Source organism: Wolbachia endosymbiont (group A) of Aleiodes leptofemur, from assembly GCF_964028465.1.
Lineage (GTDB): Bacteria > Pseudomonadota > Alphaproteobacteria > Rickettsiales > Anaplasmataceae > Wolbachia > Wolbachia pipientis.
The window spans coordinates 510,153-527,297 of the sequence record NZ_OZ034782.1 but is presented as its reverse complement, the minus strand read 5'-3'; the positions used below and the strand labels follow the sequence as shown (position 1 = coordinate 527,297).

14 protein-coding genes and 4 pseudogenes are annotated in these 17,145 nt (G+C 35.8%); 9 read left to right on the top strand and 9 right to left on the bottom strand.

What is annotated here, in order from left to right; all coding sequences use genetic code 11:
- The first annotated feature begins 95 nt into the window (after positions 1–95).
- From ABWU67_RS02910 to ligA, 3 genes and pseudogenes are all read left to right on the top strand, one after another.
- Positions 96–857: a Fic family protein gene (locus ABWU67_RS02910; protein WP_353282170.1), complete on the top strand. Its 762-nt coding sequence runs from the start codon at positions 96–98 to the stop codon at positions 855–857.
- A gap of 679 nt (positions 858–1,536) precedes the next feature.
- Complete coding sequence (locus ABWU67_RS02905) at positions 1,537–2,481, top strand: IS110 family transposase (protein WP_265022222.1); 945 nt, start codon at positions 1,537–1,539, stop codon at positions 2,479–2,481.
- A 222-nt stretch (positions 2,482–2,703) separates the two neighbouring features.
- Positions 2,704–3,696, top strand: a pseudogene (gene ligA / locus ABWU67_RS02900) (NAD-dependent DNA ligase LigA); the annotation flags it as partial.
- A gap of 28 nt (positions 3,697–3,724) precedes the next feature.
- Here ligA and ABWU67_RS02895 read toward each other — a convergent pair.
- Positions 3,725–4,583: pseudogene (locus ABWU67_RS02895) on the bottom strand (IS630 family transposase).
- Positions 4,584–4,633: 50 nt separating this feature from the next.
- Here ABWU67_RS02895 and ABWU67_RS02890 point away from each other — a divergent pair.
- Positions 4,634–5,254 (top strand): helix-hairpin-helix domain-containing protein, encoded by a 621-nt coding sequence (locus tag ABWU67_RS02890; RefSeq protein WP_353282169.1) that lies wholly within the window; start codon positions 4,634–4,636, stop codon positions 5,252–5,254.
- An 8-nt stretch (positions 5,255–5,262) separates the two neighbouring features.
- Here ABWU67_RS02890 and ABWU67_RS02885 read toward each other — a convergent pair whose 3' ends face one another.
- From ABWU67_RS02885 to ABWU67_RS02870, 5 genes and pseudogenes are all read right to left on the bottom strand, one after another.
- Positions 5,263–5,835: a helix-turn-helix domain-containing protein gene (locus ABWU67_RS02885; protein WP_353282168.1), complete on the bottom strand. Its 573-nt coding sequence runs from the start codon at positions 5,833–5,835 to the stop codon at positions 5,263–5,265.
- A 56-nt stretch (positions 5,836–5,891) separates the two neighbouring features.
- Positions 5,892–6,724 (bottom strand): IS5-like element ISWpi1 family transposase gene (locus ABWU67_RS02880; protein WP_353281801.1). Its coding sequence is split into 2 segments (ribosomal slippage): positions 5,892–6,355 and positions 6,355–6,724, totalling 834 coding nucleotides; the frame shifts between segments, so codons are not numbered across the junction.
- Positions 6,725–6,751: 27 nt separating this feature from the next.
- Positions 6,752–7,186 (bottom strand): helix-turn-helix domain-containing protein, encoded by a 435-nt coding sequence (locus ABWU67_RS02875; protein WP_353282167.1) that lies wholly within the window; start codon positions 7,184–7,186, stop codon positions 6,752–6,754.
- Between the two features lie 56 nt (positions 7,187–7,242).
- Entirely contained in the window at positions 7,243–7,392 is a 150-nt protein-coding gene (locus tag ABWU67_RS07245; protein ID WP_410541768.1) for a hypothetical protein, read from the bottom strand.
- Positions 7,370–7,766 (bottom strand): annotated as a pseudogene (locus ABWU67_RS02870) (RNase H family protein). Before ABWU67_RS02870 ends, ABWU67_RS07245 begins: the two are co-directional and overlap by 23 nt.
- Before the next feature lie 418 nt (positions 7,767–8,184).
- Here ABWU67_RS02870 and ABWU67_RS02865 point away from each other — a divergent pair.
- Together ABWU67_RS02865 and ABWU67_RS02860 are read left to right on the top strand one after the other, a co-directional pair.
- Entirely contained in the window at positions 8,185–9,117 is a 933-nt protein-coding gene (locus ABWU67_RS02865) for an Rpn family recombination-promoting nuclease/putative transposase (RefSeq protein WP_353282166.1), read from the top strand.
- A gap of 20 nt (positions 9,118–9,137) precedes the next feature.
- A pseudogene (locus ABWU67_RS02860) lies at positions 9,138–9,365 on the top strand (pyrimidine dimer DNA glycosylase/endonuclease V); the annotation flags it as partial.
- Here ABWU67_RS02860 and ABWU67_RS02855 read toward each other — a convergent pair.
- From ABWU67_RS02855 to ABWU67_RS02845, 3 genes are all read right to left on the bottom strand, one after another.
- Entirely contained in the window at positions 9,323–11,461 is a 2,139-nt protein-coding gene (locus ABWU67_RS02855) for a hypothetical protein (protein WP_353282165.1), read from the bottom strand. The pseudogene ABWU67_RS02860 and the gene ABWU67_RS02855 overlap by 43 nt on opposite strands.
- 146 nt (positions 11,462–11,607) lie before the next feature.
- Positions 11,608–12,615: a hypothetical protein gene (locus ABWU67_RS02850; protein WP_353282164.1), complete on the bottom strand. Its 1,008-nt coding sequence runs from the start codon at positions 12,613–12,615 to the stop codon at positions 11,608–11,610.
- Positions 12,616–12,717: 102 nt separating this feature from the next.
- Positions 12,718–13,959 carry a hypothetical protein gene (locus tag ABWU67_RS02845; RefSeq protein ID WP_353282163.1) on the bottom strand — a complete coding sequence of 414 codons (1,242 nt, stop codon included), beginning with the start codon at positions 13,957–13,959 and terminating at the stop codon, positions 12,718–12,720.
- Between the two features lie 39 nt (positions 13,960–13,998).
- Between ABWU67_RS02845 and ABWU67_RS02840 the strand changes: the two genes are divergently transcribed.
- From ABWU67_RS02840 to ABWU67_RS02830, 3 genes are all read left to right on the top strand, one after another.
- Complete coding sequence (locus ABWU67_RS02840) at positions 13,999–14,196, top strand: hypothetical protein (protein ID WP_230609272.1); 198 nt, start codon at positions 13,999–14,001, stop codon at positions 14,194–14,196.
- A 435-nt stretch (positions 14,197–14,631) separates the two neighbouring features.
- Complete coding sequence (gene ltrA / locus ABWU67_RS02835; protein WP_353281708.1) at positions 14,632–16,179, top strand: group II intron reverse transcriptase/maturase; 1,548 nt, start codon at positions 14,632–14,634, stop codon at positions 16,177–16,179.
- Entirely contained in the window at positions 16,176–16,973 is a 798-nt protein-coding gene (locus ABWU67_RS02830; RefSeq protein WP_353282162.1) for an Rpn family recombination-promoting nuclease/putative transposase, read from the top strand. The genes ltrA and ABWU67_RS02830 overlap by 4 nt, the downstream gene beginning before the upstream one ends.
- Positions 16,974–17,145 lie beyond the last annotated feature (172 nt).

Genomic DNA, 17,145 nt, shown 5'->3' with positions numbered 1-17,145 from the left:
TACCATCACTCTCTGGGACCATACATCTACTATCCAAACTTGATACACGCTCATTTCGTTCTCTAGATGAACGAGAAATAGCCGGATATGCGTATGTGTGTGAAGAAGTATTTCAAAACTTTAACAAGATGCCATTTACAGAAAACACTATAAAACAGTTTCACATCTGGCTTTTACAATTTTCATATAAAGATCAAAGGCACATGGGAGAATATAAAAAATTCCCCAATCATGTTGAAGCGTTTGATGAATCTGGAAAAAGCTTGGGCATAGTTTTTGAAACAGCCTCTCCATTTGAGACAGCAACACAAATGCAAGAACTTATTTATTGGACTAGCCAGCAATTAGAGGTGAAATCGTTACACCCTCTATTAATTATTGGCATTTTTATAGTTACTTTTTTAGCTATTCATCCCTTCCAGGATGGAAATGGCAGATTATCACGCATTCTCACAACTTTCTTGTTACTAAAGTTAGGGTATATCTATGTACCTTACAGTTCCCTTGAAAGTAATAAGGAGAGTTACTACTTAGCTTTGCGTCGTACTCAACAATCCTTGAAGACGAGCAGCTATGATTTTAATCCATGGCTTATATTCTTTTTAAGGTCACTACAAAAGCAAAAATTTCATCTTGAACAAAAGGTGTCACATGAAAAAGTGTTAAATCTCTATTTACCACCACTTTCTGCTAAAGTATTAGCACTACTCAGCAAACATGGACGTCTTACAATTAAGGATTTGGAAAATATTACTAAAGCAAACTGCAATACCTTAAAGAAGCACGTATCTAATCTCGTAAAGAGTAATCACATCACTCAGCATGGAAAAGGCAAAGCAACCTGGTATGTAATATAGAGCTCAATAGGATATGTATTCATTTTGAATTGTTAAATTATTCAGCTATAGAATATAGATCACAGCTGTACAAACATTGTAGTTTGAGCCCACTAGATCCCAGTGCCCTATTCTTGTCATCCCAGTGCCCAGATACTGGGATCTCATTTTACTTTATAATGATGTCATGAAAGTAGCTGACACTGGGATCCAGAAAACTTAATTTCAACCAAATAATAAAGGCTAGATCCCAGTGTCACGCACTGGGATGACAAAAAAAGGAGCACTGGAATGACAGTAGTCCTACGTCATACCGCGATTCATTCGCGGTATCTCTTAGCATAGATCCCGCTAACAAGTAGCGGGATGACGGTTGTCAGGGTGTCATCCCAGTACCTTCTCCTGTCATCCCAGTGCCCAGACACTGGGATCCAGAAAAGTTTGCTTGTAAGCAAGCAAACTAGCATAGAAAGTTGTAAGTTAAAAATGTGATATAAAAGAGATAAGAGGGAAAGATAACCCTACTCACTATAGGAATAGGGCTATCACGGGCGTGTGCGACCGAATGAAAGTTGGTATTACAACCGTAGCCATCAAGGTAAACTAGCCCCATCTCTCGATACGTTTGAATAGTTGCATGGGACATATGTATGCACCCGTTTACAATCTTAAATTAATTAAACTATCGAGGTTATTTATTATGATTACATCTTATCAAAATTTCATTGGCATTGATATCGGAAAATTTAAAAATGTTGCTGCAGCTTATAACCAAAGGAGCGCTATCAAGTTTGACAATGATGCTACTGGTTGGCAACAGTTGTTTCAAAAATTTTCAGATATCCTACCTAATTCTCTAGTAACTTTAGAAAACACTGGAAAATATGAGCTTGGCTTAGCACATTTTCTTGTTGATAAGAATGTTGCTGTACATCGAGCTAATACTCGTAAAGTAAAAAGTTTTATCATATCACATGGAACTTTAGCAAAGACAGATCAATCAGATGCAAGAGCCCTTGCTCAATATGGTTTTGAACGCTATAGTGCTCTATCTCTATTTGTGCCTATGTCAAAAGAACAAACCGCCTTAGTTGCACTCTGTCAACGTCGTGATGACATTACGCAAATGAGAACTCAAGAGAAATGTAGGCTTGCAGCACCTGAAAACGACTATATAAAGGAAAGTTGCCAAAAAACAATAGACTTTTTTACCAGTCAGATAAATGAGTTCAACGATGCCATACAAAGAATTATTGATAAAAATCCAGAGTTACAAAAGCGTCAAAAAATCTTGAGAACAGTGCCAGGAATAGGTCTCAAGTTATCACAAGTTTTTGTGTGTCTAATGCCAGAACTTGGCCACCTAAACAAAAAAGAAGTTGCAAGTCTTGCTGGAGTTGCTCCACATCCAAAAGAAAGCGGTAAAACTATTGGTTACCGAAGGATAACAGGTGGTAGAAGCAATGTTCGTGCAAAGCTTTTCACAGCTGCTATGGCTGCTGCAAGATCTAAATCTGCACTTGGTGCTTTTTATTCTGATCTTATTGGTAGAGGTAAAAAGAAGATGGTAGCTATAACAGCTCTAATGCGAAAAATCATAGTAATTGCCAATGCAAGACTTAAAGAAGCAATTAATATGAAATAAAAAAAAATCTGCATAGAAAATAGGTTAACGGATATGTGCGTCTACACACATTTAAAGCACATATTCGTTAACCATAAAATCTAAGCAGTGGTTGCTGTTTGATATAAATTTCTTTCTGTATAAACTAGGATCTTTGTTACCAAAATACATTTTTCAATTGAATAAAAATACAAAATTATCAACAAATGAGACTAAATTCAAAAAATTTTAAAAAACATAGTTGATGGCTTACTCGTTAAAGCTGCAACGCGCGGTGATGGTAATTTAGGCGAAGATGTCACTGATAACACAAAAACCATAAAGGGTTTTCCTCAAGCTTTACCTGGTATAAAGGGTAGATTGGAGGTAAGAGGGGAAATATACATAAGAAATGACGATTTTTTAAAATTAAATAAGGATAACCAATTTTCAAATCCGCGCAATACGGCATCCGGTTCACTAAGACAATTGGACCCAGAAGTTACCGCCAGTAGACCGCTCAGGTACTTTGCCTATTCTTTAATTGGTGGAGCAGAAAAAACTCAATTTGAAGTATTAAACAAGTTGAAGAAACTTGGATTCTGTGTAAATGAACATCAATGCTTGGCAAACAATGTGGACGAGATGCTGAAGTTTTATAACAGGATTTATGATAATCGTCATGAATTAGGTTATGATATTGATGGGGTAGTCTATAAAATCAACAACTTAGAGTTGCAAGATCGTCTAGGTAGTACCAATAAAGCACCAAGAGGAGCTATAGCACACAAATTTCCTGCAGCTTATGGAAAAACTAAAATAGAAAAGATATTAGTACAAGTCGGCAGAACAGGCCAATTGACTCCAATTGCTCAATTAGTGCCAATAAACATAGGTGGGGTGGTCGTTACTAGAGCAAACCTGTATAATCAAGATGAAATAGAGCGCAAGGACGTAAGAGAAGGAGATGTCGTGGTAGTGCAGCGAGCAGGCGACGTCATTCCAAAGATTGTAGAAGTGGACAAAAATGCTCGTTCTCCGAATGCACCAAAGTTTATATTTCCGAATACCTGTCCAGAATGTGAAAGTGAAGTACAGATTGAAGGAGCAGCCATAAGGTGTTCTAATGAATTTACCTGTAAAGCCCAAATAATAGAAAAACTAAAACATTTTGTTTCGAAAGAAGCTTTTGACATTACCGGCTTTGGTGATAAGCAAATAGAGTTCTTTTATGACCTTGGTTTGATAAGGAAAATATAGCATTTCTCATAATAGTCCGAATAGGTCATAGGAAGGCAGAATCAACAGCACGACGAAAGGATTCGAATAGAGGAATGTTTTTCCTGGCTCTGTTTTTTATAGCAAACCAATGATGCTCAATTTTGTTAAAATCTGGAGAATAAGGCGGCAGATACAAAATTTCTGCACCGACTCCTTTAGCGAGCTTGATAAGCTTATCAGACTTATGAAAAGTAGCATTATCAAGAATGACAGTTTGTCCAGGTTCTAAGATCGGTGCCAAAAATTGCTCAAACCATCCATTAAAAATATCCATATTACAGTGGCCTTCAAATGTTAATGGAGCAACTATCTTTCTTCTACTTAAGGCTGCAACCATGCTGATTCGTTGAGTTTTTTTTCCAGATTTTAGGGCATAAAATCGCTGTCCTTTCTGGCAATACCCATATGGATAGTCCTCCGTGTTATCAATCCCAGACTCATCTATATACACTAAGTTTTCTGGTTCTTTTGTTGCTATAATTTTTAAGAATTCAGCACGTTTTTCTTCGTTCCTTTCCTTGTATCCATATGTCTTTTTTTGCGCGTAAATCCAATTTTTCTGAGAGCTCGGTGGATCGTTTCGATACTAACGTTGCCCCAAAGTTTAGCCATTTCCGACAGAGTTTTTCTACCGTGTTTTTTAGCAAATTCGATAAACTTATTCCAGTCGATAATTTTCTGATTGTAACCTCCATTACCGAGTTTTTTGACTGAAAGTCGCCTGTTTCTTTTTTTCTTTGCTTCCACTCCCACAAAGTAGTTCGTCCAATTTTAAATCTTGCTGCCACTGCTTCTCTGCTTTCCCCTTCGTCTAGTGCTTCCATTGCTTTTTTTCTTAAATCATAACTATATGCTGCCGGCATCCAACCTCCTTATCGCCATCTATCCTTAATCTTATCATATCCGGACTTCTGTGGAAAGAGCTATATCTGACATTTTTGCTCTCGAAGAAAAACTCAAAAATTTCAACTTAAGTAAGCTGAAGGGATGGGATGAAAAATCAATATCTAATTTACTCAAATCCATTAACAGCAGAAGAGTTGTGAGTTTGGATAAATTTATATGTTCTCTAGGGATTCGATACGTCGGACCACACGTAGCAAAATTACTAGCAAAACATTATGGCTCATATGAAAATTGGTATTCTGCTGATGAAGAAGAATTAATGAGCATAATAGGCGTAGGAGAAAAGATTATAGATTCATTAATATCTTTCTTCTCTGAAAAGGATAATGTTGAAATGGTAAAGAATCTCGCTTCTCAACTAAAGATTGAGCCTTTAAGTGCTAATGTTAGTAATTCCCCTCTTAGCGGAAAAATAGTGGTTTTTACTGGCAAGCTGTCAAGAGAGAGAAAGGAGATGCAAGCAGAGGCAGAATCTTTAGGCGGAATTCTGAGTTCAAGTGTATCAAATAAAACGGACTTCTTGGTTGTCGGCGAAAAACCTGGGTCAAAGCTCGAAAAGGCTAAAAAGCTGGGTATTAAAATTTTAACCGAGGAGGAATTTGTAACCTTTCTCCAAAAGTCTATATGAAGTTTCTGCTATAGATGCCTATTTGGGGTTTCAAGTTCCTCTGCAGTCAAGCTAGTTATTTGAGAAATATCATCAATAGAAACACCTAGTATAAGTAGATTATTCGCAACCTTGATTGACTCTACTTTATCAATCTTTTCTTTGTAAATTTGCCTTCTTTGGGATAAAAATTCTACCCATGTATCCAGTTCATCTCGTGATTCTTGATTGCTAATTTTTTTAGACTCTCTCACCCAACTTAATAGTTCTTTTTCTCCTTCACCATCTTCGTCTTCACAGCAGTCTTCTTCCGTTGATTTAAGCACCAGATCCTTAGCATCCACTGACAATTTTCTCGCTATTTCCCATAACCTTTCACCGAACATGGTGCTCCCTTGTTCATAGTAATGTACCTGTGGACCTCCTACACCAAGCTCTTTTGCTAATTCCTCTTGCGTATATCCCTGTATTATCCTCCACTTTTTCATCTCTTGCCTTTTGTTTGGACGCTTAGAACCCTTTTCCTCTTTATTATCATATTCATCAGCTGATAAACCTGTTGCTCGGTAGATTATATCAGTAGCAAATCCTGCCTTTAGCATATTCTTTGCCATTCTTATTCTCGCTGCTTTTAGAGGTTGTCCGGAAACTAGTAAATTCAAGCATATTCCCTCTTTAACATAACCCTACTCATAGCTAGGTATATGAAATTCTCAGTGGATGTTGTGAGTAAATCATACTCCTTCGATAGCCTTCTATTCCTATTAACCCAAGCAAAAGTCCTTTCTACAACCCATCTTCTTGGCTGTACTTTAAACCCTTGTTCTCTTGTTGGTAGTAGCTCAGGTGGAGTATCTTTGTGCACCCAAAATCTACATGGAGGCCTTTTAACAATTTCAATATCTATGTCATATTCTTCCTTTATGTGATTCTTTAAATTTCTTCCTTGGTATCCCATTTCAGCCCACATTTTTTTAACTTTAGTATATTTTGTTCTCATATTGTTTAATGCTATTTTAATACCATCTCTATCATTTTCGTTAGCAGCGCCTACGTAACAACCTAGTATAAAACCCTGAGTGTCTGTAATTATATGCCTTTTTCTACCCTTTACTTTTTTACTTCCATCATAGCCTTTGATCCCCCCTTTTCTGTAGTCTTTACAGATTGACTATCTACTATACAGGCACTCGGCTGCTCATTCATTCCTATTTTTCTTCTACTATATTTTGTAATTTCATAATTCATTTTCTCAAAAATTCCCTGCTTCTTCCATTGCCTGAACTGCTCATACACAGTCTTCCATAGCGGAAAATCATTTGGTAAATACCGCCATTGACACCCTGTACGCAATACATAGAAAATTGCTTCTAATATTTCTTTTTTGCTATACTTTGGCGGCCTTCCTCCTTTCTTGTATGATACTCTGAAGTGTTTTTCTATTCTTGCCCATTCCCTTTCGCTTAGATCTGTTGGATACTTTTTTCTCATCTTTACCCCGTACTAAAATTTCAGATATTATAGCCTTTTACTTGTTTCCGGACAACCTCTTACATCATTTTCCTCTTCAGCTCGAATAGATTTGGTTAATGCATAAATCGCTTTACGTGATTCTCGCCCCCTTGTTTTTGTGTATTTTCCTATGAAATCGTACATCCATTGGATCTTACTTTTATCAAAACAACTGTTTTCTTTGAGTACTTTTTGTCTAGGAAGTAGATCACTCAAACTAACTGATAATGCATCTGCTATAACTTGTAATTCTTCATCTGGAATGCCACATATCCCTTGTTCATATCTTCGCAGCGTGTAATATTTTATGCCTGTTTTATCTGCTAGATCTTTTAGGGTATATTTTCGTTTTAACCTCCAGCTTCTTATTTTTTGCGCTATTTTGTATCTTGTAGCGTTAGTATGCTTTATACGGCTACTATTAATGTTACTAGCGGTCACTCTTTTTCACATAAACAAACATATATACCTAATCATAAACACTCTGAATAAAGACCTTAATTTTCATTTGCTTTGGACGATGGCTTCATCCTACTTGCTGCAGCAGATTTAGAGTTTCTTCTTGATGGTTTCTCAATCTCATAACTTCTGTATTTCAGCTTTTTAGTTTCTTTTCTAGCCAGTCTATCCGCCTCCTCGTTTACCATTGTGAGCTCTAACCCACTTCCAATTAACGTCATGCTGTAAGGCAACTTCATCTAGCTCTTTCCATAATTCCATCTGGTTTTTTAGTTGCTGTTTTCCAACCATTTGCCTTCCACTTGCTGATCCATTCTGTTATACCCTGTTTAACATAGAGACTATCTGTGTGTAAAATAACCTCACAAGAAATTTTTAACATCTTTAGCCCGTTAATTACAGCCTTTTTGTTGTTTGTTGTGTTTTCCTCACCTCCAGAGATACGTTTCTTGATAAAGACACTTTTATTTTCATACATAACTACAGCAGCCCAGCCTCCTGGACCAGGGTTTCCAGAACAAGCTCCATCTGTATATATTGTAACCTTCTTTTTTTCGCCCATACTCACAGGATACGGATTTAACATAAATTTTCTACTGAAATATGTTGATATTAAGTTTCTGATTTTTTATTATGAAGGTGTGAGAGGTTAATCTCACGATAATCGTAATTGAGTTTTTACGCTCGTATTTTTATTAGGCTCCCACACCAAAAAGCGTATCTTTGATGTCTCCTACAGCTCCAAACTCATAGCATCCATTTGCCGGTCTTTTAAGGCGCTTTACAGAAGGGTTGATTAAAAGATGTATAAAGGGACGTCTAAGGTGCATAGTAGCATTCTAGGGCCATCTATGAAGGTAGTTTTTTGCCAACTCTTGAAATTCAGCTAAATTTACCACTTTAATAGACCTCAGCATAAAAGAGTTGAATATTTCTTCAGAATTGTGTATAATTATTAATGCTTTTTAGGTTGATTTCTTATGACTTTTTCTAAGTTTCTAGATCCAAAAAACGACTTAAGTTTTAAAAAAATCTTTGGCTCTGAGAAGAACAAAAATATTCTTATACACTTTTTAAACGATATCTTAGGCTTTTCTGGTGGTAATGAAATAAAAGAAATAGAATTTCTCAGTACTATCATGGATCCTGAAATTGCCTCTGATAAACAAAGTATTGTTGATGTTCTTTGCAAAGACTCTATTGGTCATAGATTTGTCATCGAAATGCAGCTCGCTCGTGATAAAGGCTTTGAAAAACGCGCCCAATTATATGCCGCTAAAGCTTACTCAAGGCAATTAGATAAATCTGGCAATTACATTGATCTACAGAAAGTTTTCTTTATTGCTATTTCCAATTGTAACTTACTTCCTAACGAAGTTGATTATCTTTCTACTCATAATATACGTGATGTAAAAACCAATGGACATTACTTAAAAGATTTTCAATTTGTCTTTATTGAGTTACCTAAATTTACAAAAAGCAGAGTAGAGCAGCTAGAAAGTATAGTAGATCGTTGGCTATTTTTCTTTAAATATGCTGAAGAAACGACAGATGAAGATTTAAGGAGAATAGCAGAAAAAGCACCAATAATAAAGTTAGCCTACGATGAGTTAGACAAGTTTCGCTGGAATGAGAAAGATCTGATAGCGTACGAAGAAAGGATAATGGATCTGCGGAAAGAAGAAGGCATCCTCGCTCAAAAACTTGATGATGCTACTGCAAAAGGCATCCAAATCGGACATAAAAAAGGCAGAGCTGAAGGCAAGGAGGAAGGTATTCAAATTGGCGTGGAGAAGGGTGAAAAACAAGCTAAGATGACAGTTGCAAAGAATCTACTTAAAGCAGGGGTTTCTATTGATATCATAGCTCAAACTACTGGTCTTACAGTTAACGAAGTCAAAGACTTAATCTGATTTTATCTTTTGACACCTAGATGAACATCTTTGTACTAGATGAAAACCCAGCAATTGCGGCACAAATGTTATGTGATAAGCATATAGTAAAAATGCCATTAGAAACTGCTCAATTACTGAGTAATGTTTTTTCAATAGCATTAAAAGTGCCAAATCCTTTAGTCAGCATCACAGACCAGAATATAGAAGTTCCATATAAACTTACTCACAAAAACCACCCTTGTTCTCTATGGGCTAGACCTACACAACTATTTGGATTAAGCTTCTTTCTAGGTTGCTGTGTTTCAGCAAGTACTACATCTAGGTTAGATATACGTTGCAGATTCATACTTAATATATTTGAAATATATTCTCTTGTACGCACAAAATGACCTTCATCTCTTCCTTGGACTTGCAAATGTCTACGTACTTCATTAAGAATATTATTTCTACTTCCTTGCAACACAGCATGAATATCTTTAGCATTTTCCAATGCCCATAAGCCGCAATTATAATCATCTTTTTGTTGAGTAACAGAAACATCATTAACATTAATTTGAGCTTGCTGTAAAACTTGACGAATATTACCTGGAACATTATTACCCAACGAGTCCACATAGTACCCATTATACTCCCCATTTTGATAGGCGATAACTAACGTAACCCAATGATTATTATTTAAATTAACGATTAAAGTTAATGGCCGTTTTTCACCCCTTGTTGTTATGCTATTCTGAAACTTCTGCAATTGACCAGCTATATGTTCTGGTGATCCCACAACCTCAAACAACGTATCAGTTCCATAACCATATTGTACCCTTGCAATATCAGCTATATCGTGTTGTTGAAGCAAGTAATGATAATCACCTTCCGCTGTTGCAAATTCTAAGGTAGGCAATTCTTCTTGTATAGCCATATTCTTGAGCTTTTGTGCTATTTCCTTTCGCTTTTCTGAATGTTTTTCCATATCTATGTCAATAGAACTATGGCTCACTTGAGCAGAAATAAACTCATCACTCATTAATATGAAAGAATTTTTATCTTTAGCTCCCACATTAACGACTACACCCATGAAAAGCATTCTATCATTATCTGTAATTGCTTTCAGTGCCGCCCCCTTAGCATATCTAACATTTTGCTCTTTTGTTAATTTATCAACCTCTTTTTTCATTCCTTCTTTATCTAAGTTTTTATCTATAAGCTTAAATTCCAGCGCTATAGGAGTGTATTCTTTAGTACCCTGAGATGAAGGACCAATACCTTGAATTACCATATCAACACGACCACCTGCTCCTACTTGAAATTCAGGTATAATTACAGTCTTCGCAGAAGTCTCCTGTAGCTTTAAATCACTGTAACTACTAAATAAACCATTAAGAACAGCTTGCAATCTTGCTTCATTAGTAATCAAATCTTTAATAGGGTAAACCGCATCTGCCACTTCACTAAGCAACATTTTATAGGCTTGCAATGAAACCTTACTGTTAGAAATATGTTGAGAAGTGATTGCTTGATCAAGTTTTACCTTTAATTCCTCAGAATTAGGTATCTTAAGAAAATTACCTGTAATTTGCTGGTCGGTACCACTTGGTTTATATTTACTTACCTGTTCTATTTTTAAAAGGTCTTCAAAGGATAACCCTGTTTCATACTTTTTTAGACTCGTTTTAATTTCCATGACATTTCCTACCTTTCCGATTTTAGGTATGTTCAGCACTGGGATTCTTTTATTAGCATAGAATTGTTTTGTATTGGATTCTCGTATATGAAAAATGAATGCTGTTTTTTCTTGCCCTTCATCACCTTGAACAAATATTAATGTCATAACCGGGCTTCTGGACAAAGTGTACTCCTCTCCCTGAGACCAATTTAGCGGATACTCATCATATGAATATATATACTTTTTTATGTTACTTTGACCTTGACCAATTTTGTTAACTAAGATTGATTGACCTAATATGTCTCGACTGAAATAATAATGATCTTTTGTCTCTTTATTTGCCGGAAAAGTATGGTATTCACTTGATAATAAACCTGCTATTTCTTGCTTAAAATTTTCTTCAGAAATTTGTTGATTATTCCATCTGTGAACTAATTTTACAAAATCCTCCATCAAAGGAGCTGGTGGTCGTTTAATAGGTTTTACTTCAGTTTTAAACGGTTCCGCATTATCTAAATTTAACCCAACAGCAATAGCATTATCTGCATTAGTTAAAATCCTCATCTTATTTGGTCTAAAACCTTCAATGTAACCTTTAGCTTGCTCTAGCGCATCATTTGGATTAACTTTTCCTGTAGTTCCGGCCTTAAGTTCAATAAGAATTGGTACTGAATCAACAGCACGATTAGGCCCACGAACAAGCAAAACAATATCAGCATAACCTCCGCCAGCAAATTGTTCCAGATAGAGTTTGGTATTATCACGATACCGAAAATTATCAAAGATTCCTGCTACAAAACCATGTTGATCAGCTTCACGAGCTTTAGTGCCATAAACATTAGCTTGTAAGTCTAAATTGGTATGAACTTTTTAATATAATTTAGAATTTCTTCGAGATTTTCCCTGACTTGACGTGTATCTGAACTGACAAGATTTTCAATATAACTTTCTAGATAGACAGATTTACCTAACTTTTTTTTCACTTCTTTAAATGGAAACTCTGTTGGAGGAGAAAAAGGTAAATCTTTGATTTTCTTGTTAGTTTCTAGCTTAATGTTTATTTTTTCATCTTCTCCACCACTCTTTAAAGTATATCCTTTTGCTGATAAAATTCTTGATATTTCCTTACTAAAATCATCAAGGTTTTTATCTGAGCTATTTAGAAATTGCTTAGCTTTTTTTAAAAATTCATCTTGAGGTAGATAACGACCTTTTAACTCATCACAATTAATTTGCACTGTTTGAACATTTCCATATACATTATTAGCTTTACACTCCAATACGTTGTTCTTCAGATATAAATATAACTTCTTTGACTTTATATCTTTGTCTGAATTTGGTTTGCTTTTTACTAACTCATATTTATCTTTAAGAATTTTTATCACATCAATTTGAAGCTTACGAGCATCCAATTCAGTATAATCTCTACCCATTACACTCTTGAACTCGCCCTTGGTGAATTCAAAGCTCCTAGTATGTGCATCTGAAGGCTTAGAGTGTTGAGCTTCTATATCTTCAGTAAAAATAAAAACATGTATTTTGGATTCTGTTTCTGCTACAACCTTTAAAGTTCTTGCCCCTTCAAAACGAAAATGTAACTTCTTTATTCCTAGCTTATCGTTAAGCTTAGTATCTAACACACTGGAAAAAGAACCTAAAAATCTATGAGGAAAAAAGCCAGGCTTTTCACTAGAATGTAAATAAGATTGTATTTGATCAACCAATGACTGATATCTTGCTTCAAAAGATAGATCTAACTGATCTACTGCATTAGAAGTTGAAGAATCTACTTTCCCAAAAAGTAACTCTATTAATTCAAAATCTTGTGGTTTTGCTTGTTGTTGATTGTTATCAACCATAGCCTCCTCCTAATTTTAACCTTTTACAACTTTTACTCTCACTAAAATTCCTTGTATACTTTCGTTTAAGTGTAAGTAACTGAATTTCCTAAAACAGAAACACTATACTTTGCTTCTAATATCAGTAACTTCCTGTTTTACAGATTCTATATTCAACAATGACCTTGGTGACTGACTATCACCTGCTCCACGATCCAATTGCTTGTTTCTCACTCTCATAAATACCTCATATTCTGACTTATCTTCTTCCATAATAGACTGCATTTGCTCTTGACTAAGAGATTTAATAATTTCCGGCAATATCTTGATATCCATATTCTTTTTTATCAGACAAACAATTCTATTTTTAGATGAGTATCCTATACTTAACTTATCTAAAAAGTGTTGTCTATGTGCTTCAAAGCTAGGATGATTCCACATAGAGGCAAGCATATCACTGCCAGATTTAACAAAATTATCATCTGGTACAGAAAGAATTGAATCTAATGCTCCAAACATTGATGTACTATAACCTTCAGGAGATAAATCTTCTAACTTTAAATGTTCAAATAGCCTTTTGGCACTTTCAAAAAAGTAACTTCCCGTGAGCTTACTTAACGTATAATGATACTTATTTTGTTTAAAATCTCTTTTTAATAATTCATGATATCTGTTAAAATCGAGATAACGTAGGCAAAAATCAACCATCCCAACATCATCAGTAGAAAAACGTCCTTTATTATATGCTACTTCCATTAATAAATCTTCTTTTCTTTTTGGGGATACAGAATCAATTGACTGTAACTTATCCCAGAAGAACTCCAAGGCTTCTACATGCTTTTCTAGCATCGCACATTTAAAAGCGTAAACGTATCGATGCTCATTATTTAATTCTAACTGATGTTCTTGGTTATTCATAGCATGTGACCAGTAAATCATTAAAGCCCCTTTATCACATCCCTTAACTAAACTCTCTACTGGTTTACTACCTAATGTTGATTTAAATTCCTCAAAAATAGCTCTTATCTCGTCTTCAAAACAACACCAGCAGGCAATCCTATAGCGGTCAAAACTATCAAGGAGTTTTTTTTGCCTACCCTTAAACTTCACAGTTAACAATTTTCTCCCCACAGTATACCTGTTGAGCTTCACCTGCTCTGAAGTATCTCCTATTGGTATTTGCCAACAAGTTTTATCCTCTAAAATCTCCTTAAGAAAAGGCGGTATTATCGTTCTGTCCCACTCACGGAACAATGTCTGATATGCAATGCAATATCTCTTAATCTCTAACTCTTTTATTCCTTTATGAGGATCATCTTTTTTAATAGAAGTAAGTAATATCTTTTGTACATTTTCGTAATCCATACTTAACCCCTTAACAAGATTTAATATATTTTAGAAATGGTGCGACCTGAAAGTCTTCGGTCATATTGTTTAAAAGGAGAGGAATTCATTCAGAAAGAAACTGAAAGGATTCTAAAACTTATTAAACCAGATGTTTTGCCGTCTGAGTCTACGCATCAGTGCGAATCGGGCAACCGGTTGGTGCCAAGCGATGCGGACAATGAACCTCCTCTTGAAAAAGAAGATGCTCAATCGTGAGAGGGGCATAAACTGCAAGCATCATGTGGTTGGAGGGCTAGGCTAGTGGTATGGTGAACGTAAGTGAAGCTTTATAAGTACCGATACGATGAAAGAGCTAAAGATGCTGATAAGCTCTGACCAAAAGGTAATGTGGATAAGTTACATTTTTCATTTCTAGATGTACGCAAATAATAACTCCACCGGTATAGAGAAGCCACCTAACCCACTATTGTATGAATGGAGAAACAGGGTAAGCCTGTATTTTCGCCTACATGGCAAGCAAACCGCAAGGAATGCTGATGGAAGTGCAGGTAAAGGAGAATGGAGAAAGCGAATGCCATTTTGTAACGAAATGGATAGAATTTGTAACATTAATTCGCGTGAAAACGAGCAGACTTCCGTTTGGTCCCTCGTGACAAGAAACTTTGTTAACCACTTAAGGTAGGAAAGCAGATGATTACAAGTAAACCTGTAAGTGCATCTACCAAAAGCTTTGAAGCATGGAAGCAGTTGCCATGGAAGAAATGCCAGAAAGTTATTGTGAGGCTACAAAGATGTATTGTTAAGGCTGTCCAAGAAGGAAGATGGGGTAAGGTAAAAACTTTACAACATCTTCTCACACGCTCTTTTAGCGGAAAAGCTTTGGCTGTTAAGAGAGTAACTGAAAACCAAGGAAAAAACACAGCGGGTGTAGATCGTCAACTATGGTCAACTTGCAATGCTAAATTTCAAGGAATAAAGCAGTTAAAGCAAAGAGGATATAAACCTTCTCCGCTAAAACGGATTTATATCAGTAAATCTAATGGCAAAAGAAGACCTCTTGGAATACCCACGATAAAAGATAGAGCCATGCAAGCATTATATCTGTTTGCTCTGGAACCGATAGCTGAAACGATCAGTGATCGTCACTCCTATGGCTTTAGACCTAAAAGATCCTGTGCAGATGCTACAGTAGCTTGTCATTTGTTACCGGCAAGTCGTAATCAACTACAATGGATACTTGAAGGTGATATCAAAGGATGCTTTGACAACATTAATCATGAATGGCTTATGAAGCATATTCCTATGGAGAAAAAAATTCTGCATAGTTGGTTAAAAGCTGGCTTCCTAGAATCAAAAACTCTGTATCCCACAACTGCAGGTACCCCGCAAGGTGGTATAATTTCTCCAATACTAGACAATTTAGCCTTAAACGGACTTGAAAAGTTATTGGAAAGTCGATTTGGTAAACTCGGCAGTAGAAAAAGAAACAAAATCAGAAGTGGAGTGAATGTAATCAGATACGCAGACGACTTTATTATTTCAGGTTTCACACATGAAGTACTGGAAAAGGAAGTTAAGCCTTTAGTATCATCTTTTCTTCATGAGCGAGGTTTAATTCTGTCAGAAGAGAAGACAAAGATTACATCTATCACAACAGGGTTTGACTTTCTTGGTTGTAATGTACGTAGATATAATAAGAAGTTAATTATTAAACCTTCGAAAGAAAGTATTAAAAGACTTCTTAATAAAGCACGTACATTGATAAAAGCAAATATAGCGAACACTCAGGCTATAGTAATTAAGTCACTCAACTCTCTACTGAGAGGATGGGGAAGTTACTATCACCATGTGTGTGCTAAAAAAGCGTTTAGAAAGATCGACAATGAAATTTGGCATAGTTTATGGAAATGGGCAAAGAAAGGACATCCTCGTAAAGGATTACGTTGGATAAAGAATCGTTACTTCAAAGTAATGGGTCAACGCCAATGGGTTTTTGCTGCACCCCTATGCAAGAACAAACCAAAAGAGATACGGTATTTAAGACTGCTTAAGCTGATTGATATACCTATCAGACGACATGTTAAAATCAGAGCGGATGCAAATCCCCTTGACTTAAAATGGAAAAAGTATTTTGATGAGAGAGTGAAACGAACAAGAATGTTAGCAAGCTCTTTCTCAAGAGAAGGTTCTCTACTGTTGGTGTCACCATTAAGAATGATGTTTCCTGAGGAATCATGAAGGACAAGCCGGTTCTAGAAAAGAAGAACTTAGATAAGGGGCTCAAGCGTAGTGTTGGGAAACCTGCATGCTGCGTTTCTAAGGGAGGGGGTAGTAGTAATACTGCTTCCTTACCTGACCAACTCGCTCGTGATAAAGGCTTCGAAAAACGAGCTCAACTATATGCTGCTAAGGCTTACTCAAGGCAAGCTGATAAATCTGGTAAGTACATTGATTTAAAGAAGGTTTTCTTTATTGCTATCTCTAATTGTAATTTATTTCCTGATAAGCTTGATTATATATCCAGCCACACTATAAGAGATGAGAAAACCAATGAGCATGACTTAAAAGATTTTCAATTTGTATTTATTGAACTACCTAAATTTCCTAAGAATAAGGAAGAACAGCTAGAAAGCATAGTGGATCGTTGGTTATTTTTCTTCAAATATGCAGATGAAACTACGGAAGAAGACTTAAGGAAAATAGCAGAAAAAGCACCAATAATAAAGTTAGCCTACGATGAATTAGACAGGTTTAGCTGGAATGAAAAAGATTTAGTAGCTTATGAAGAAAGAATAATGGATCTACGGAAAGAAGAAGCCATTCTTGAATACAGACTTGACCTTGCTACTGAAAAAGGCATCCAAATTGGCGAAGAAAGAGGCATCAAAATCGGTAAAGAGGAAGGAAAAATCGAAGGAAAAATCGAAGTCGCAAAAGCAATGCTGGCTAACAATGTTGATGTCAACACTATTGTCAAATTTACTGGCCTTTCTATTAGTGAGATTGAAGAATTAAGTGTGAACGGTTACTAATTAAGAACTTTAATTATCAATCATAAATCACTGAATTTCGCTAGTAAATTTGTTGCCATTGTCCATATTGCACAATTTTATATAAGATATAGTATAACAATAGTGTCCGTTCAGCTAATACCAATTCCCACTGCACAATAAACGGATAGATAACAATGGAAAAAAAGCCATA